Source organism: Larkinella bovis, assembly GCF_042655385.1.
GTDB lineage: Bacteria > Bacteroidota > Bacteroidia > Cytophagales > Spirosomataceae > Larkinella > Larkinella bovis.
On sequence record NZ_JBHSMA010000002.1, the window covers coordinates 662,035 to 680,503 of the forward strand.

Here is an 18,469-nt window from a genome sequence, read left to right on the forward strand (position 1 = left end):
TCTGCATAAACCGGTTGTAGCGGCAAAAGGTTAAGCCGCTCACTGGATATTGTACGTTTCAATGTATGAACAAATCCAGCTTATTCGTTTATCGGACAAATCAACTTTAAAACCGATGACAAAAGTCTCTCTTTTCACTGTCCTTTCGGTTGCTCTTTCTTTTCCGTTGTACGCACAGCTACAGATTGGCGTGCGGGCGGGTGTGCATGCCTCTTCGGTGAATCACCGAAAAGGGGCCGTTGCCGACCCGAAACTCGTGCCGGGTTATGCAATTGCCGTGCCGGTTCAGATACCCTTCGAGAAACGCTGGGCGATCCGGGTAGAACCCACGTTGATTCAGAAAGGCTGGCAGTCAAAAGCGGATTATACGACGGACTTGGGACAACCGGCCGGGACCGGTCGTATGGTCGTCCGTTACCATGTCGTCGAATTGCCCTTGCTGGTTTCATTTCGGCAAAAAACCGGTGACCGGGTTTCGTGGTACGGGTTGGCGGGCCCCAGTGTGGGCTACGTACTGGGAGGGAATTTGCGGCTTACAAACGGCAAAACCGAGATTTTTAAGGATAAAATGCAACTGGCCCGCCGAATCGAAACCGGTATTTGGGTGGGGGGCGGGGTTGAACTCCCCTTTGGAAATCGGACAGCGTTTGTGGATGCCCGTTATCAATATGGGGTAGGAAAGGCTCCCTGGCCTTTACGGGCAGCGGCCTCCAGAGAAGCCACCCACGGTTTTACGGTTTCGGTGGGGTGCTGGCTTCCGGTAAAAAAATGAGCCTGACCCCATTTCTGGTCAGGCTCAATCGCATTTATCACACAATGAATATTACTCAAGCTGCTGTATTTCACGCAGGTGCCGGTTGCGCATCGCAAGGAGGGATTCGGGGATCGGTTTAGGGTTCACCGTTTCCCGGAGAAAAACCAGTTGAATATTGCGTAAATGCGCGGTTTCCTTGAAGTTCTGGATAATGCTCATGACATCACTATCAATGTAGGACGAGCTGCTGCTGTCGATTTCCACGATGGCGTTGTCCGGCACGTTTGTCAGCGATTGAACGATACTGGCTTTGCTCAGAAACGAAACATAATCGCCCAGACGAATCAGGATGCGCTCCCGCCCATCGGCCTGAAACGTCTCGGTTTTGTGCGCATTCAGGTAATTCTCCCGCAGGATGAAGAAAAGCGCCACGAGCATACCGATACCGATACCGGTCAGTAAATCCGTCAGCAGAATTGCGGCAACGGTTGCGACGAAGGGCAGAAATTTGGCTATTCCGTCGTTAAACAATGCTTTGAAAATCCGGACGTGCGTTAGTTTATACCCCGTGATGAGCAGAATCGACGCCAGCGAGGCCCACGGAATCTGGTTCAAAACCGTCGGTAGGGTAATCACACAAACCAGCAGCAAGGCTCCGTGCACCAGGGCCGCCCGTTTGGTGCGGGCGCCAGCGTTGATGCTCACCGAGCTGCGGACAATGACTGAGGTCAGCGGAATCCCCCCGATCAGCCCGCTGACCAGGTTGCCGATGCCCTGCGCTTTCAGTTCGGCATTGGCGGGGGTTTTGCGTTTCAGCGGGTCCAGCTGATCCGAGGCTTCGATTGCCAGCAGAGCCTCCAGACTTGCCACCAGCGCAATGGACATGGCAGCCGCGTAGACCTGCGGATTCGTCCATTGACTGATATCCGGTAGGGTAAATAACCCGAAAAAACCGCTCAGGCTATCGGCGACCGGCAATTGGACAAGGTGATTGCCCTTTAAAGCCCAGTGGGGAGCCACAACACTCACCAGCCCATTGATGGCAATGCCGAGTACTACCACTACCAGAGCCGCCGGAATGTTTCTGAGAAAGGCGTTCGTTTTGAAAACCGGGCGTTCCCACATCAGCAGAATAGTCAGCGACAGGGCCGCAATCAGCATGGCGACACCGTTCAGTTGCTCCAGCGCCAGCCGAAACTGACTGATAATATTAAATCCTTCCGGTTGAAACAGGGAAATCTCTTCGACCGAGTCGGCATCATAGCCAATCAGGTGGGGGATTTGTTTAATGATTAGGATAATACCGATTCCGGCCAGCATTCCTTTGATGACCGGGGTCGGGAAGAAGTTGCTGATGATACCGGCCCGCAGATACCCTAAGCCTACCTGAATCAGACCGGCCAGGCAAGTAGCCAGCAAAAACGCCGGGAACGATCCGAGCGACTCAATGGCCGCCAGCGTGACCACGATCAGTCCGGCTTCCGGGCCGGAAATACTCAGGGCCGACCGGCTGAATAAACCGACGACCAGACCGCCGACAATTCCGGCAATAATTCCTGAAAAAAGTGGCGCACCAGAGGCCAGGGCGATTCCCAGACAGAGCGGCACTGCGACCAGAAACGAAACAAAACCGCCCCGGAAATCCCCTTGAAACTGGGTAATATCGATAGCCCGGGATTTGGTATGTAATTTTTTTACGGTATTCATTGGCATGGTTGTATTCTGTTTAGTCTTGCTACGCGACCCGCTTGACAATTGACGCGGAACAAAACAAACACGATGGAACGAATAAGGAACAGGTTGCCGATGCGCCGAAAACCGACTTTTCATCCTGGCAACCTATCCAATCGGGATGACACCGCAGCCCTATCGACTGACTTCGTTGGAAGCCATAACCGTAGCGGTTGCGGTGGTGGGAGATTGCATCGCCTTTATTTCCAGAAGCTGGCGTTCCAGCTTGCTTTTAACGGCGCGCAGGGAGTCAGCTTCGGAAACTTTGGTCTCGTACCGGATCCGGTACGTTTCTTTATCCTGCTGATTTGCGCTATAGTTGATGTAGAGATCCAGCGCAATTGCGGTAAAAATCAGACCCCAAACGGTTCCCCAGTTTACGTAATTGCTTCTTTTTGGAGCAGAATTTGAGTTGGTAGCCATGAGTTACATTCGTTAGGTGTGACAGTTACAAAATTACCTTCTAAATGTAATGGCTTAATTAAGAGTGAATTAGAAGTTGGTGAGAAGTCGGTTATAAACTCATTAGAAACCGATTAGAGCGTTTTGGGAAATTTCAATAAAAAGTTGGTTCCTTCATTGATGCGTGACGAAACCGAAATTTGCCCCCGGTGTAACTGGATGATTCGGTACGTCAGCGGCAGGCCAATTCCGTACCCGTGAATCCGTTTGGCGTTTTCGGCCCGGAAGAAAGGTTCGTAAATATGCTTGATGTCGGCTTCTTCAATCCCGATGCCATTGTCTCTGAACTGAATGGTCACCCACTTGTCGGAAGCGCCCAGAATTACTTCCACCTGATTGTTGGACGAAAACTTGCAGCCGTTTTCCATCAGGTTATGAAAGGCCGAAATCAGGAGCGAAAGACTGCCCTGAACCGTGAGCGATGATTGCATGGTTTCGGCTTCGTTTTCGAACGAAAAAACGACGTGGTAGTCGGGGCGACGTGTCGTTAAGAGTTTGGTAGCCTGGTAGATAGCGTCGTCCAGAGACACCTCGCTGAATTTCATCGTTGCATCGTCGAGGCTCACCTGCGCCAGTTCAAGCAGGTTGTTGGCCAGCAGGTTCAGTCGTTTGATAACCTCCAGCACCGATTTCCACTTGGCCTCGTGTTCTTCCACCGTCCGCTTTTTAATCAGTGTGACCTCAATCTGGCCGGTGATGATGGTGAGGGGCGTCCGGAGTTCGTGGGAAGCATTGGCGACGAAGTTGCGCTGCACCTCAAACGCTTCCTGGACCCGGTCAAGCATGGAGTTGAAGGTATGAGCCAGTTGGGCAATTTCGTCGCTATGGTCGCCCGCATCCACCCGCTGATTCAGGTTCGATACCTTAATCTGGTCCACCTGCCGGATCACGTTGGAAATCGGGCGCAGAAAACGCCCGGCAAACATCCAGCCCGAAATTCCGACCAGTGTCAGGCTAAAAACCAGGGCAAAACCGAGAATATTGCGCAAATGGGCCATTTCCGTCAGGCCGGATTCGTCGTAGGCGGAAGCAATGATCACGTACTCCCGGTTTTTGTAGTGGTGGGTCAATCCCACAACCTCTTTGGCGTTCCGGCGTAGATAGAGTTGCTTTTGTACCCGAACCCGGTCGAGCAGGTCGTGCCGGCCCACAATATCGTGCAGGGTATCGGCACTGGCGTAAATCGCCTGGTTGTCCGGGCCGTAAATAATGATATGCTCATCCGGTAAGGAAGTCAGGTTATTGCGTTCGATCAGGCGGAGAATAGCCGGATTGAGCTGTTCCTCTTCGATCAGCAACCGGGCCGTAATGCGTGCTTTATCGGCCAGCCGATAGTAAAAATCCCGTTGCCGGAAATATTCAGAAATAAAATAAATCGCCAGGGAAAAAAGAACCAGGTTAGTCGCAACAATAACCAGGAACGTAACGGAAATTCGGGCTCTTATTTTCATTGGCTAATCGTCGGACTCCTGCATGATATAACCAATTCCACTGATGGTATGAATGAGTTTTTTAGGAAAATCCTTGTCAATTTTTTTACGCAGATAATTGACATATACATCCACGACATTCGTTCCGGTATCGAAGTTAACGTCCCAGACTTTCTCCGTAATTTCGTTCCGGGTCAGGGCTTTGTTCTGATTCTTCATGAAAAATTCCAGCAGAGCCAGTTCGCGCGCGGTCAGGAGTATTTTCTGATTGCCCCGTTTGACGGTTTTGCTTTCCTGGTTGAACTCCAGATCGGCGATTTTGAGGATAGCGTCGGATGTGGGAAGCGCACGGCGTCGGTTTAAAGCACGAAGCCTGGCAATTAACTCCCTGAATTCAAATGGCTTAACTAGGTAGTCGTCCGCTCCGGCATCAAAACCGCTCAGCTTGTTATCGGTATTGCTCAGGGCCGTCAGCATCAGGATGGACACATCTTCATAGCGACTCCGGATGATTTTACAGAGTTCAAAACCGTTGATAACCGGAAGGTTTACATCCAGAATGATGGTCGTGTAGTCCGTATTCGCCAGCTTCATTTGGGCCTGTAACGCATCGTTGGCGATGTCGGCGTTAAAACCGTAATCTTCCAGCCCACTTTTAATAAACGCGGCTACTTCCTGCTCATCCTCAACAATTAGAATCTGCATACGTAAACAGTAATCATTTATAAATCCCGCAATAAGTTGGCCATAGCATGGTATAGTTTCGGAGCGGTTTCCGGTCCGGTCGAATTGATCTCCCCGTACGGTTTATCCTTTGAATGGTAATTATACGGGGCTTCCGAATCCCACTCACTTTTCGGGATAATGTACCCTAATTCGTCATTCGCCAGACCAATAACGAATTTATACTTACCACGCATTAAGCTCCGCAGGGGCGGGGTTTCCAGGGGTTTCATCTGGAAATCAGCGCCCGACGGAGATTCGACTCCGCCGTTCACGATTTCGGGGTAAATTTCGCCGGGTACGCACAAAAAGGTCGTATTCCCTAATCGAAAAGCCGCGATTTCGCTCCGAAAGTTCCCCCAACTGCTGTAACCGGCATCCAGAATCCCCAATCCAACCGCCAGACGGAACAGTTTATTGGTCAAGGGAATTTCGAGGGTCTGGGCTTTGAGCCGGATGTCTGCCGGTCGGGTCGTCGTGGTGTCTTGCTGCAACGCGTTGTAAATCAGCATTGCAAGATGCTTGCCCTGCGCGTCGGCTTTTGCGAACGTCGGTTCCTGAAACTTTTCGCCCGTCAGCGGGTCCTGAATCGTCACTTTGGGCGAAGTGGTCATCAATCCGCCGACGCAGCCCGATGCGTAGACTACCGTGCCGCCTAACCCTTTCTGCACCACGGAATCGCCCCGTGTAATGCCTTTTTCGAGGTAATCCCGGACATAATGCGGAAAATCGGAGGTCAGCAATGTGTTTTTGCTCCATAACGTTTCCGGATGATTCCCCCACACAACCAGGGTGCCCAGGGTACTGTCTTTCCCGGCGTCCAGCGCCTGCATGATGTATAAACCGGGATCCTTCACGATTGGTTTTCGGGTGTCCATCAGCAGCGAATCGGCCCCGGTCAGGTCCTGCGCAAACCGCAGCCGTGCGGGGCGCCGGTTTCCTGCCGCCTGCACGATGGCCCGCGTTACCTGCTGCTCGACAAAGTGCTCGTAGGCTTTATTGACCCCGCTTTTCAAGACGCTGCCCCCCCACATGCCCAGAAAATCCGGGGCTTCGTGCGTGTGCGTGCTGCAAACAATCGCGTAGGTAATGCCCGCGCTGGCCGGTAGCGCCTGGCGAACATTGATGACGTTTTTGTGCGTAAAACCGAGCAAATCAACGGCCACGAATGCCAGCCGGGTCTGCCCATCGTCGATGACCACGGCCCGCGCCCAGAGGTCGTCGTGTACCCCATTGGCGGCCCGTTTCTGGCTAAAACCGGCCATCCAGTAGGCATCAAACTCGCCGTTGTGGTTGCCGTCGGTGAACGTGTCGCCATCCTCCGGTTTGTAGGCCGCATCCCCGTTCTTGTCGGTCCAGCGGTCGGGCAGGTAGGGCGTGATTTTCAGGGCGGCAAAGCCGACCTGCAGCGGTTTGGGTTGCGCCGGAGCCTGGATGTTCAGGTTGAGTGAGTAGCCCGGATGGCGATCGCGGCTGTTGTAATACCCGTATCCTGCGCCGAGCAGGATCAGCGCAACCAGGAAAAGCAGGAAACCAAGGAGAAATTTTCGCACAGAGGAAGGGTTTAAAACAGAGGTCGGGATTAAGCTATAGGCAACCCCAGGAAGCAAGTGAATAGATGAGTGATTATTTAGCTAGAAGTCAGTCTATTAGTCTTTCATCTTTCCTTTTCGTTAACGGTTCAGATCTGATTGATGGCAAGGAGACCGGTTAACCCGGTGACGTTGAAGCAAACGGATGGCCTGTTCCATCTGTCGTCAATAAGGGTTTCCAGGGTGTAAAATAACGATTGAATTCAGGATTTTCCGAAAATTAGTGCCCGGAGAAAAGCGCTAGGATGCAGAAAGCATCCACAATGAGCAAGCCCACCGGCACCTCATTCGATTTACCAGCCGTCAGTTTGATGACCGTCCAGGACAGAAACCCCCAGATGATGCCCTGCGTAATCGAATAACTGAACGGAATCAGGACCAGGGCCAGAAAAGCCGGTATGGCGTCGTCCAGCTGGCCCCAGTTGATTTTGGTGACGGGTTTCATCATGAACGCGCCGACAAGCACGAGAGCCGGGGCCGTGGCAATCGCCGGGATGACCGACAGCAAGGGAGACAGAAAGAGAAACGGCAGGAACAAGGAGCCCGCTACGATGGCCGTCAGGCCCGTTCGTCCGCCCTGAGCAATGCCCACCGCCGACTCGATGTATGCCGTGCCAGGGCTGCTTCCTAACAAACCCGCGGCCGTTGTGGCGACGGCATCCGTCAGCAAGGAGCGGTTCAGGTTGCGGGGTGTCCCGTCTTTGTCGTACAAATCGGCGGCTTCGGCCACGCCCACAAAGGTGGACAGGCTGTCGAACAAGTCCGTAAAGACGAAGGCGAAAATAACCGGCCAGAGCGACCATTGCAGCGAATGGACCAGGTCCAGTTTTCCAAGCAGGCTGAAGTCGGGAGCCGCCAGAATCCCCTGAAAATTGACCAGCGTTTTTTGCCCGAAATTAACGGCGGAGGCATCGCCCCACCACCGGCCTACGGGAAGGGCCGCGAGGGTCGTGAGTGCAATGCCGATGATGATGGCCCCCGGGAAATTGCGCACGACCAGAACGGCGGTTACCAGCAATCCGAAACTGAAGGTCAGAATAATGGGATCTTTCAGACTCGCAATGCTCACCAGCGTTGCGGGGTTGGCAATAATAAACCGGGCGTTTTCGAAACCGATCAGGGTGATAAACAGGCCAATGCCGGCCGAAACGGCGTACCGCAGCGGTTTTGGAATAATTTTGACAATGGCCGACCGGGCGTTGAACAGGGAGAGAATCAGAAACAAAATCCCCGCCCAGAAAACCGCCCCCAGCGCCACCTCGGGCCGGATGCCCATGCCTTTGACAGCCGTGAAGGTAAAGAACGCATTGAGGCCCATCCCCGGTGCTACAACCATCGGATTTCGGGCGTAAAGGCCCATCATCAGGCTGCATCCGAACGATAGCAAAACCGTGGCCGTCAACACCCCGCTGAATGGCAAACCGGCCTGCGACAGAATTGCCGGATTGACCACGATAACGTACATGGTCGCCAGAAAAGTGGAGACACCCGCCAGAATTTCGGTGCGGGTTGCGGATCCGGATGAGACGTTTTGCATGCAGAAAGGAGGGCTTGATCGAAAGTCGAAAATACGGATTCCACACACCGACACAAGGATTCGCCGGGGAAATACCAATAAAAAAGCCTCCGGTCCGGAGCAAACCGCCCAAACCGGAGGACTTAAACCTAATTTAACCAAATTGAAATGTATTGACGATCCGACCAGAGACGTTAGCGATAAGACCCAGCCCGAGATCTTTTGTCTCCTGTCGAACTTCCTGGTCTAATGAGTAAACTCAGCCGCCAGCCATTGCTGATTGGCCGGAACGGCTTCGTGGCCGGTTTTCTGGCCCAGGCTCCATTGTTGCAGGGCCTGTTTCAGCACCGCATTGAGACTTTCCTGCGTTGCCGGCCGTTTGATGTTGAGTTGTTTTTTGGTCAGCACTTCCTGGTAAATGAGCTGGTTCGCATCATTGTAGAAGTAAACCGTACAATTTTTCTTCGGCTGGGATTCGACTACCCAGAAGCCTTCGTGGGGAGGTACATTCGTGCGGGAAAGGCGTCCCTGGCCAAAGGTGGCCGTTGTCAATGCGAGCAACAGGCTGGTGGCAGCCACGGCCCGTCGGAAAGCGGTTTTGATTTTCATGGTGGTACCGCCGGAGCGGTTCATTAGTTGTTGTTTAATCAAATTTCTGGTTTTAAAAATAAGCATCCCGTCAATGGCTGGCCGGACTTTTCGCCGAATGGACCAGCTTTGGGACGATATGGCGGCACCGCGACGACGAGTGTCGTCCTGCTGCCAAAAGCGGCCATTTGACGACGAAACCTGACCGTTCGTCTACAATTCACCGGATTCGTGGCGGGATTAACGTCGTTTGTCTATCTTCGATCAGCAATCGGGCTTACGTATGCAACTGGCTGACAGCAACTTCATCTTTTCCAATTATCCCCAGTATCGGCTGGCCCGTCACGGACTTTTCTGGGGTGTTGTCTGGTTGTATTTTACGGTTTTGTACGGTGTTTTTCCGGTCAAGGATTTTCTGAGTAGGGGGTACAGCGAGGCTGCGGCTTTTTTTATGGGGTTATTCTCCTCGGGGATGAGTGCCTTGATTTTTATGCCTGCCCACATGACCCTGGCCTACGGTATTATTTACGTTCTGTTTCCGCGCTATCTGGACAGGGGACACTATTGGAAAATCGTGGTTGGTGTTCTTTTCTTTTCCTTCCTGAGTGCTTGTGTGTCGGCCCTGCTTTCGGCCTGGGTAGTAACGCCCCTGCACACCTGGATCGGTACGTCGCGGTTCCGGGGGGGCGGCCTGACCTACCTCCTGATGGCGGGTTTGCGGGGCGGTATTACGGTAGCCGGTTTTGTAGCAGCCATCAAGCTGATGAAAGTCTGGTACCTGAAAGAGCAGGCATTCCGGCAGATTGAGAAAGAGAAATTTCAGGCTGAATTGCAATTGCTGAAATCGCAGATTCACCCGCATTTCCTGTTTAATACGCTTAACAACCTCTACGCGCTGACGTTGCGAAAATCGGAACAATCGCCGGCGGTGGTGCTGAAACTGTCACAATTGCTCAGGTATATGCTCTACGATTGCAACGCGTCGGAAGTACCGCTGGAGAAGGAGATTGCGTTCATGAAGAATTATATCGGGCTGGAGCAGTTGCGATACGGTGCCCGGCTGGAAGTTTCCGTACATTTTCACGGGGATTTGCAGGGCAAACAAATGGCTCCCCTGCTGCTGATTCCGTTTCTGGAAAATGCGTTCAAGCACGGCACGAGCGAGCAACTGGAACAAGCCTGGATTTTTCTGGACCTGTCGGTCGATGATGACGTGCTGAATTTTAAGCTGGTCAACAGCCGCGATGCGGATGGCCCGGCTGCTAGTCCGGCAGGAAAAACCGCCGTTGGGGCAACATCCGTTGGGGCAACATCCGTTGGGGCAACATCCGTTGGGGCAACTTCCGTTGGGGCAACTTCCGTTGGGGGAATTGGCCTGCAGAATGTTACGAAACGGCTGGAATTGCTGTATGCGAATCGCTACGAACTGAAAATTCAGACCGAAGAAGAGACCTTCCTGGTCGATTTGTCCGTCCGGTTGCCCGAGAGTTTACCGTTGCAACAACAACATCCTACGCCGTTTGCAGAAGTGCCGGTGTAGAACACCATACCAACAACAAATACACATGATGAACGTACGTTGCCTGCTTGTCGATGATGAACCGCACGCTCTGGAAATTATTGAGTCGTACGTCGAAATGATCGACGGACTGGAAGTGATCGGGAAATGTCACAATGCTATTCAGGCGTTTAGCCTGCTTCAATCGACTCCGGTTGATCTCCTGTTTCTGGACATTAAAATGCCTAAACTCACCGGCACGGATTTTCTGCGGAGTTTACGAGAGCCGCCCAAAGTCATTTTTACCACGGCTTACCGCGAATACGCGCTGGACGGTTTTGATCTCGATGTCGTTGATTACCTGCTGAAACCGATTCCGTTCGAGCGGTTTTTGCGGGCGGTTTCGAAAGTGATGCGGCTGGAAGCGCACCCGGCTTCGACGCTTCCGCCGGAGACGGAACCAGCGTTGGCCGAAAAAGAACTGGTGCCGTCGGAGCGCGATGCCTTTCTATACTTCCGGGCCGACCGCAAGATGGTTAAAGTGTATACGAAAGACATTCTCTACGTCGAAAGCCTGAAAGATTATATCAAAATCATCACGGCGACCGCCAAACCGCTGGTTGTGAAGCAGGCCATCAGTTCGGTGGAAGCCATGTTGCCGGGCCGCGATTTTCTGCGAATTCACCGCTCATTCATTGTAGCCATCGACAAAATTTCGGCCTGGTCGCCCAGCCACCTTGAAGTCGCCGGTCAGGAACTACCAATCGGACGACTGCACCAGAAAGACGTCGGCCGGGCGCTCAAGATGGAAGTCTGACCGAATTCGGGAACCGGTTTAAGGGGATTGAGGCAATCAATTAGCCGTTCCGTTTTTCAGATACCTTTCCAGATACTCCGTGTATTGCTGATGAAGCAGGAGGGACGTCGTGCCGTTGTAAGCAACGCCGTGGGCACCCGGCGGGTAAATGCGCAGGTCAGCATCTTTTCCGGCGTCCTCCAGCGCGTTCATCAGCTGCATGGTGTTCCGAATGTGCACGTTTTCATCCATTGCCGAATGGGCGATAAACATTCGGCCCTGCAAATTTTTGGCATTGGGCGAAACCGCACTTTTCTGGTACGGCACTTCATTTTCGGGCAGTAAGCCCATGTAACGCTCGGTGTAAATGCTGTCGTACAACCGCCAGTCGGTGACGGGTGCGCCCACCAGCGCTACTTTGAAAACACCGGGATGGGTCAGCATCGTATAGCTGCTCGAATAACCGCCGTAGCTGTGGCCCTTGATGGCCATCCGGCCCGCATCAATCCAGGGCAGTGTGGCCAGATACCGGGCGGTTTCGACAAAATCGCGGCTTTCGTAGAGTCCCAGTTTTTCGTAAACAATTTTCTCAAAAGCTGAACCGTATCCACCGCTGCCCCGGTTGTTGACACTCACCACCACGTAGCCCTGTTGCGTCAGATACTGGTGCCAGCCCGAGGTATGAAACTCGTTGTAAACCGATTGTGCACCCGGCCCCCCGTAAATGTCGATCAAAACCGGGTACTTTTTAGTCGCGTCGAAGGCGAGTGGTTTCAGCACCGAAATATCGATTTTCTGACCATCGGAGGTGGTGAAATTCGCTAATTCCTTGGGAACGTAAGTGGTACGGTCCAGAAACTGCGACACACCGGTATTGGCTTCCAGCGTTTTGAGTGTCCTGCCTCTGGTGTCGCAGAGGTCAACCCGCAGGGGCGTGGTCACGTTCGAAAACCGGTCGATGTAATACTGGCTGCCCGGCGAAAAGTCGATCTTGTGCCGCCCCGGAGCCTGCGTGAGTTTCTGTTTATTTTTTCCGTTAAAATCAACGACGTACAACTGCCGGTCGAGGGGGGATTGCTCGGTCGAGGTGTAGTAAATTTTCTTGTTTTTGGCGTCGACATTGTGCACGAAAACTACTTCCCAATCGCCTTTCGTTACCTGATTCAGCAGTTTGCCGGTATAATCGTAGCGGTAAATATGGGCCCAGCCGTCGCGCTCCGAAACCCAGAAAAACTCCTGTGAATTGGCCGGAAAATAGAAATAATGCAGAATGCCGGCGAAGAAGTCGAACACATCGATCCAGGATTTTGACGTTTCTTCCATGATCGGCTTTGCATCGCCCGTCCGGCCATTGGCCAGATACAGCGTGAGGTGGTTTTGCTTGCGATTCAGGTGCACCAGTGCCAGCTGGCCTTCCTGCGAGGTCCAGTAAATGCGCGGGATGTAACCATCATTCAGATCGACCTTCATCCATTGGTGTTGCCGGTTGCTGATTTCAACGACGCCAATGCGGGCGGTCGGGTTTTTGTCACCGACACGGGGATACGGCAGTTTCGTGAAATTTTCGTCAAACCCTTTGTAGTCGGTCATGGCATAAATGGGAACCTGCCGTTCGTCAATTTGCCAGTAGGCAATGAACTTGCTGTCGGGCGACCATTCCCAGGCCTGCGCCAGACCGAATTCTTCTTCGTAGGCCCAGCCAAACCGGCCGTTATAAAAGAAGGGAGCCGCATCGTTGGTGAGTTGCGTTTCCTTCTGCGTCGCAAAATCGAAAACGAATAGATTGCCGTCGCGTTCGTAGCCAATTTTGGCCCCATCGGGTGATAATTCGGCGGTTTGGGCCTCTTTGGCAACCAGTTTCAACCCTTTGTCGGCCACCGAATACACGTAATAGTCCGAAACGCCCGACCGACGCCAGACGGGCCGGAAATTGGTCTGAAACAAGAGGTTTCTGGAGTCTTTCGACCACTGAAACGATTCGTAGGCAAACGGTTTGTCGGTGCCGGGAAACGTCAGTTTACTGCCGTCAAAGATGATCTCTTCGCGCTGTTCTCTGGGCGAATAGGATTTGATTACCCCTTTGTCGATGAACGAAAACCGGGTGCCGCCATCGATCCAGTTAACGCTGGCTGGCCCCTGCGAACCCGCCAGCTGTCCCGTTGCGGCCAGGGCCTGCTGGAGATTCTGAAACGGCTGCTTCTGCTGGGAAAAGGCGGAAAGCTGGAAAAGAAAAACGAAAAGGAAGCTGTAGGACGAACGTTTACGGAACATAACGGAATCGACGGAAGTGTAACCGGCTGCAAATTTAACGAAAAAACGGACGTCGTTGCGTTCGTCCGTCTTTGGGAGATGAGGAGTTGGTTGCCGGATGGTTTTACGGACTAATGACGAGATCGTACTTGGTCAGAAGACCGGGCAGATTGTGGAGCGAAAACCGGGCCTTTTTAATTCGGTTAGCGTCCGGGTCCAACGCCAGATTGTAGGAACTGCTGAAATCGACCTGCATCAGGTTATTGTCCTCAAACCGCGCCAGTTCGAGATTGCAGTCTTTAAAGATCGTTCCCGTCAACTCGCATTTCAAAAACTGGGCTTCTTTCAGCGAACACTCGATAAAATGCGTTTTTTTCAATTTTCGGTTCAGAAAAACCGTGTAATCCAGTTGACAGTTCTGAAAACTGGTATGGAATCCAAAGGCGTTGCAAAGGCCAAAATCCACGTAGGTCAGCTTGCAGTGGACAAACGAGACCTCGAAAAGTTTGGTATTTTTGAGTTGGGTCCGCGTCAGATCACACCCTTCAAACCGGCAATTGACAAAATTGGCATCCGTCAGTGCAACGCCCGCCAGATCGAGCTTTTTAAAGACGCATTGCTCAAAGGTCTGGTGGCTCCACGGGCCCACTACCGGATGGGATGGGGTAAAAACCTGGTCGTAATGTTCCATTCGAATGCAATTCAATTACAAAGTGGGATGTTTCTGGTGAAAAGGGGTGGCATCCTGATACGCCTTGGCGACGGCCAGCAACCGGCCTTCCTCAAACAGCTGCCCCATGAAGGTAATACTGGTCGGCAACCCCCTGGCGTTAAAACCGTTCGGCAGCGCTACGCACGGATGGCCGGTCAGGTTGGTCAGCGTTAGATTTGCGTTGCCGTAGGTGGGGGTAAGGTATACCTCGAAAGCTTTCATGGTCTGCGCCATTTCGTTGATTAGCTTCGTCCGGATGCGGTTGGCCTGGATGTATTCGACCGCCGGAATAAACCGGGCGGATCGGAACGCGTTGGGCCAGGCACCTTTTACCTGCCGAACCAGTTGATCGTCCTTGCCCGAACGCGTCAGTTCGTCGAAAGCTGCTGCCGCTTCCGCGCTCAGAATCATGTTCATCCGACCCACCGGAATGTCCGGCAATTCGAACGGGATGAGTTCCGCCCCGAGTTTGCGGAGTGTTTCGAGCGTCGCGTCGTCGTTGGCTTTGGTCGGATGATCTTCGTCAAAAGCTTTTTTGAGGTACCCAATCCTAACGCCTTTCAACGAAGCGAGTGGCGCGTATCGGAAAGGAGCCGCGAAAACGGTCGGGTCGTGGCCGTCCGGGCCGTATATGGCGTTGAAAACCAGGGCGCAGTCTTCCACCGACCGGCACATCGGCCCAATTTTGTCCATCGACCAGCTCAGCGCCATTGCGCCGTACCGGCTGACACGCCCAAAGGTGGGGCGGAGGCCCGTTACGCCGTTGACGGTCGAAGGGGAGACGATGGAGCCCAGGGTTTCGGTGCCGATGGCAAACGGCAGCAAACCCGCCGAGACACTCGAACCCGACCCCGCCGATGACCCGCTGGAGCCGGTGGATGGGTCCCAGGGGTTGCGGGTTTTGCCCCCAAACCAGACATCGCCCATTGCCAGTTCGCCCATGGTCAGCTTGGCGCACAAAACCGCCCCGGCTTTTTCCAGCCGCTGAATGATGGTGGCGTCGTAGTCGAGGGTCTGGTTTTGGTAGGGAACGGATCCCCAGGTGGTTTTGTAGCCTTTCCGGGCAAACAAATCCTTGGCGCCATACGGAATGCCGTGCAAGGGCCCCCGGTATTTTCCGGCTTTAATCTCCGCATCGGCCTGCTGAGCCTGTTTCAGGGCCAGTTCGTCGGTCAGCGTGACGACGCACAGGAGTTTCTGGTTGTACGTCTTCAGCCGTTCCAGAAAGAACCGGGTCAGTTCCACCGAGCTAATCTGACGGGTTCGCAGCAGTTCGCCTAGTTGGGCCACGGAGTAAAAGGCCAGCGCCTTGCGGTCGGCGGGCAGCGTCACTTTTCCAGCCGGGCTGGCTTTGAAGGAGGGCGGGCCGGTCGGCAATTTAAAACCGGCAGGTAACGGACTGAAATACAAGGCCGGAGCGACATTGTTAGTCAGTTCAATTTTTCGCAGGGCTTCGTAGTTTGCGCGGTAATTGTTGAGATTATCAACCATCGAATCCCGTTCGCTGGCGCTGAATTCAAGACCAAAAACGGTCGAAGCGGCCTCAATGAGGCTGGTGGTAAGCGGTTTTTTCGGGTCGTTGTCGGTGATGAAGGCACCCGCAAGAAAGCTGAGTAGACAGGCCGCCGGAAGGAGAAGTTTTTTCATACGGTTTTGATGACGTTTCGGACCCTTTGCTGGAGCGCCGTCCTTACGTCATCGTAGGTACGGAAAAAAATGAGGAATTACAAGACCCGATTGCAGAACCGTTCGTGCAGTTGGACTACCTGCGGAATGAGCAACTGCGTTTCGTTATTGTAGATGACATAATCCGCCATCTGAATCCGTTCTTCGTCGCTGATCTGCCGACTGATGATGTTTTTAATCTCTTCTTCCGAGCGGTGCGGGTCGCGCTGGTGAATGCGCCGGATGCGCAAATCGAGCGGAGACTGGACGACAATCAGCTTGTCGAGGGAGTTGCCGTCTTCACCCGCTGCCCGCAACAGAGCGGCTTCCTTGATGACATACGGTTTATCGAGGTGTTCACTAACCCAGCGTTGTGTATCGGCATAAACCCGTGGGTGAATCAGGGCATTGAGTTGCCGGAGCAGGTCCACTTGTGAAAACACCTGAGCGGCCACCCAGGACCGGTTATACCGTCCGCGGGCATCATACGCTTCTGCGCCGAGCAGTCGCGTAATGTCGGCTTTCAGGATTACGTCGTGATCAACCAGCCACCTGGCCTGGTCATCGGCGTAATAAACCGGGATGTTGAACGCTTCGAAAATGCGGCAAACCGTGGTTTTTCCGGCACCAATTCCGCCGGTCATGCCAATCAGCAGCGGGCGTTTCGATTCCTCACTCATTTCCGACGGTCCGGTTTGGTTTTGGAAGACTTTGAGGCTTTAGCCGGTTTGCTAGCTGCCGCCGGTTTTTCGGGCTGGGGTGCCGGGGGCGGGGGCAGCGGCTGCAAGAGCTCGGCCACTTCGAAACTAACGGCCACCTGATCGGCACTGGCCCGCAGCAGGGGATGGCGGGGAATCGGTAACCGCAGTTCTTCGTCGTAGCTGAGCGCCAGCCGCCGGGCCGGAATTTTTACGTGGATGGTATCGGGAACCCCGCGTAGCAACCGTGCCGGTCCTTCGAAGCGGATGGTTCGAGGGGATACGTTGATCAGGCTCGAGACAACCATTTGCTCGGCCAGATCAATTCCGGCGCTGTCGACTACCACCGGAACTTCCTGAGCGGCCAGCCGGTCAAAATTCAGTTCGAGCGTATCGCCCGCGACAAAATTGACCCGGACATCCTTAGCGTGATCGGTCAGGGACGTTGCTAGCGAAGCCGTGTTGATGAATTTGGTTTTCAGCGGGTGCGCAATGGGGTACCGGATTGGGCTTGACCGGAATGGCAGCCACGATTGCCGGAACAATTTCCAGCCGTTGCCGGTAATGCTTACCGTAACGGTTTTGGGCAGGGGAGAGGTAGGAACGAATTGCTTCTGATCGTAAACAAATTCAATGGGATACTGAACGTTGACCGTATAACTGTTCTTATTGAGTGCATTCAGCAACCAGATAAGGGCAGCCGCCAGCAGACACAAAAACAGCGTCGGCAATTGGACAGGGCGGGATTGAGCAGTCGTTAACGACACAGGAGAGAAAAAATTGAAATGATAAATGATGAATTGGCCAATGAGGATCGATGAATGGGTTTTTGTTCAGCGCATTCACCGACCTTCATTGATCAATTCAGCATCCCGTTATGCATTTACTTTCACCGTGGCATCGCGGGAGATGGCGGTTTTTTCAAACGTCAGTTTCAGACCCTTGTCTACTTCCAGCGTGATGGTGTTGCCTTCCACGGCATAGACCTTGCCGTGCAGCCCGCCAATGGTGACGACGTTATCGCCTTTTTTGAGATTTTCGATGAACGACTTTTGATCCTTCTGCTTCTTCTGTTGCGGACGAATCATGAAAAAGTAGAACACAACAAAAATACCAACCCAGAGAACAATGTTCCACACCATGGAATTGGAGGTGCCGGCCGGAACCTGTAACAAAACAGAAAGAGAGGTCATTTTGACAATTAACGGTTTAAAATGGATCGTTTGTGGTGAGCGTATGGCTGCTCTCCGCTGGTTTACTGGACGGTTTTCGCCTGGGCTGAATCCGGACGTGGGTTGACCATCACCCGAAAAGACAGCTCGGTATAAGCCGGGTCGGTATTGGCATACACGGTTACGGTTTTGTTCTGAACGCCCCGTCTGCCCTGGCTATTGAACAGCACTTTGATGGATGACTCCTGGCCGGGCTCAATGGGTTGTTTGGGCCACTCGGGGGTAGTACAACCGCAGGACGCATTGGTGCTGTTAATAATCAGGGGGAATTCGCCTTCGTTTTTGAATTTAAAAATCCGCGAAACCGTGTCGCCTTCCGTGATCTCACCAAAATCGTAAACACCCGTATCGGCGAAAACTATTTTGGGCATTTTGCCCGATAACTCGTTGGATGAATCTTTTTTCGTCTGATTGCAGGCCATAACGCCGATCAGCATCATCAGACTGAGTGCAAGGTTTTTCATTGTTTGACTACATGATATAAATGGCCCGCAGGCATTGGCTCGCGACAAATTAGGATCCCTGTTGTTTGATCTGGGCCATCAGGCGGTCCACATCTTCCAGCAGTTTTTCGGCTTTTTCGCGGGCGTCGTTCACCACGCGCTGGCCTTCAGTTTTGGCAAAACTCTCCGGCAACTGGTCGGTTTTCAGTACATTGTCCAGCAGGTAACGCAGTTGTTCGCGGTATTTCGATAGCCGGAACGTCAGGCGGTCACGGGTTACAACGCCTTTCTCGGGGGCATACAGCAGGCCTAAAGCGGCTCCGGTTAAACATCCCGTCACAAAGGCTAGTAAAGTTTGGCTCGTCTTACTCATGATGGT

General features: G+C 53.1%; 18 protein-coding genes. 3 read left to right on the forward strand and 15 right to left on the reverse strand.

The genetic code is table 11. The features are described from left to right. Positions 1 to 115: 115 nt before the first annotated feature. Complete coding sequence (locus ACFPMF_RS09895) at positions 116 to 772, forward strand: porin family protein (RefSeq protein WP_379843861.1); 657 nt, start codon at positions 116 to 118, stop codon at positions 770 to 772. A 51-nt stretch (positions 773 to 823) separates the two neighbouring features. Here ACFPMF_RS09895 and ACFPMF_RS09900 read toward each other — a convergent pair whose 3' ends face one another. The 7 genes from ACFPMF_RS09900 to ACFPMF_RS09930 all read right to left on the reverse strand — a co-directional run bounded on the left by ACFPMF_RS09900 (position 824) and on the right by ACFPMF_RS09930 (position 8,841). Continuing rightward, complete coding sequence (locus ACFPMF_RS09900; RefSeq protein ID WP_379843863.1) at positions 824 to 2,461, reverse strand: SulP family inorganic anion transporter; 1,638 nt, start codon at positions 2,459 to 2,461, stop codon at positions 824 to 826. Positions 2,462 to 2,620: 159 nt separating this feature from the next. Continuing rightward, positions 2,621 to 2,908 carry a hypothetical protein gene (locus tag ACFPMF_RS09905; RefSeq protein WP_379843866.1) on the reverse strand — a complete coding sequence of 96 codons (288 nt, stop codon included), beginning with the start codon at positions 2,906 to 2,908 and terminating at the stop codon, positions 2,621 to 2,623. A gap of 113 nt (positions 2,909 to 3,021) precedes the next feature. After that, complete coding sequence (locus ACFPMF_RS09910) at positions 3,022 to 4,398, reverse strand: sensor histidine kinase (RefSeq protein ID WP_379843869.1); 1,377 nt, start codon at positions 4,396 to 4,398, stop codon at positions 3,022 to 3,024. Positions 4,399 to 4,401: 3 nt separating this feature from the next. Then, complete coding sequence (locus tag ACFPMF_RS09915; protein ID WP_379843872.1) at positions 4,402 to 5,082, reverse strand: response regulator transcription factor; 681 nt, start codon at positions 5,080 to 5,082, stop codon at positions 4,402 to 4,404. 17 nt (positions 5,083 to 5,099) lie between these two features. Beyond that, on the reverse strand, positions 5,100 to 6,653 hold the full coding sequence (locus tag ACFPMF_RS09920) for a hypothetical protein (RefSeq protein ID WP_379843875.1): 1,554 nt from the start codon (positions 6,651 to 6,653) through the stop codon (positions 5,100 to 5,102). 259 nt (positions 6,654 to 6,912) lie between these two features. Beyond that, positions 6,913 to 8,229 (reverse strand): NCS2 family permease, encoded by a 1,317-nt coding sequence (locus ACFPMF_RS09925; protein ID WP_379843878.1) that lies wholly within the window; start codon positions 8,227 to 8,229, stop codon positions 6,913 to 6,915. 225 nt (positions 8,230 to 8,454) lie between these two features. Continuing rightward, entirely contained in the window at positions 8,455 to 8,841 is a 387-nt protein-coding gene (locus ACFPMF_RS09930; protein ID WP_379843881.1) for a hypothetical protein, read from the reverse strand. A 238-nt stretch (positions 8,842 to 9,079) separates the two neighbouring features. Between ACFPMF_RS09930 and ACFPMF_RS09935 the strand changes: the two genes are divergently transcribed. After that, positions 9,080 to 10,336 (forward strand): sensor histidine kinase, encoded by a 1,257-nt coding sequence (locus ACFPMF_RS09935; protein WP_379843884.1) that lies wholly within the window; start codon positions 9,080 to 9,082, stop codon positions 10,334 to 10,336. A 28-nt stretch (positions 10,337 to 10,364) separates the two neighbouring features. Further along, positions 10,365 to 11,111 carry a LytR/AlgR family response regulator transcription factor gene (locus ACFPMF_RS09940; RefSeq protein ID WP_379844577.1) on the forward strand — a complete coding sequence of 249 codons (747 nt, stop codon included), beginning with the start codon at positions 10,365 to 10,367 and terminating at the stop codon, positions 11,109 to 11,111. 36 nt (positions 11,112 to 11,147) lie between these two features. Here the strand turns inward: ACFPMF_RS09940 and ACFPMF_RS09945 are convergent, their stop codons facing one another. The 8 genes from ACFPMF_RS09945 to ACFPMF_RS09980 form a co-directional block, all read right to left on the reverse strand. Next, on the reverse strand, positions 11,148 to 13,361 hold the full coding sequence (locus ACFPMF_RS09945; protein WP_379843886.1) for a S9 family peptidase: 2,214 nt from the start codon (positions 13,359 to 13,361) through the stop codon (positions 11,148 to 11,150). Between the two features lie 103 nt (positions 13,362 to 13,464). Continuing rightward, on the reverse strand, positions 13,465 to 14,031 hold the full coding sequence (locus ACFPMF_RS09950) for a pentapeptide repeat-containing protein (protein WP_379843888.1): 567 nt from the start codon (positions 14,029 to 14,031) through the stop codon (positions 13,465 to 13,467). A gap of 15 nt (positions 14,032 to 14,046) precedes the next feature. Then, on the reverse strand, positions 14,047 to 15,699 hold the full coding sequence (locus tag ACFPMF_RS09955; protein WP_379843891.1) for an amidase: 1,653 nt from the start codon (positions 15,697 to 15,699) through the stop codon (positions 14,047 to 14,049). Between the two features lie 77 nt (positions 15,700 to 15,776). Continuing rightward, the gene (coaE, locus tag ACFPMF_RS09960) at positions 15,777 to 16,397 is read right to left on the reverse strand and encodes a dephospho-CoA kinase (RefSeq protein WP_379843894.1); all 621 of its coding nucleotides are present in this window, start codon (positions 16,395 to 16,397) and stop codon (positions 15,777 to 15,779) included. Continuing rightward, positions 16,394 to 17,182 carry a YbbR-like domain-containing protein gene (locus tag ACFPMF_RS09965; protein ID WP_379843897.1) on the reverse strand — a complete coding sequence of 263 codons (789 nt, stop codon included), beginning with the start codon at positions 17,180 to 17,182 and terminating at the stop codon, positions 16,394 to 16,396. Before ACFPMF_RS09965 ends, coaE begins: the two co-directional genes overlap by 4 nt. Positions 17,183 to 17,290: 108 nt before the next feature. Beyond that, on the reverse strand, positions 17,291 to 17,608 hold the full coding sequence (yajC, locus tag ACFPMF_RS09970) for a preprotein translocase subunit YajC (protein ID WP_379843899.1): 318 nt from the start codon (positions 17,606 to 17,608) through the stop codon (positions 17,291 to 17,293). A gap of 62 nt (positions 17,609 to 17,670) precedes the next feature. Next, a complete protein-coding gene (locus tag ACFPMF_RS09975) occupies positions 17,671 to 18,111 on the reverse strand; it encodes a DUF1573 domain-containing protein (protein ID WP_379843902.1) in 441 nt (146 codons plus the stop codon). 49 nt (positions 18,112 to 18,160) lie between these two features. Continuing rightward, positions 18,161 to 18,463: a YtxH domain-containing protein gene (locus ACFPMF_RS09980; RefSeq protein WP_379843905.1), complete on the reverse strand. Its 303-nt coding sequence runs from the start codon at positions 18,461 to 18,463 to the stop codon at positions 18,161 to 18,163. Positions 18,464 to 18,469 lie beyond the last annotated feature (6 nt).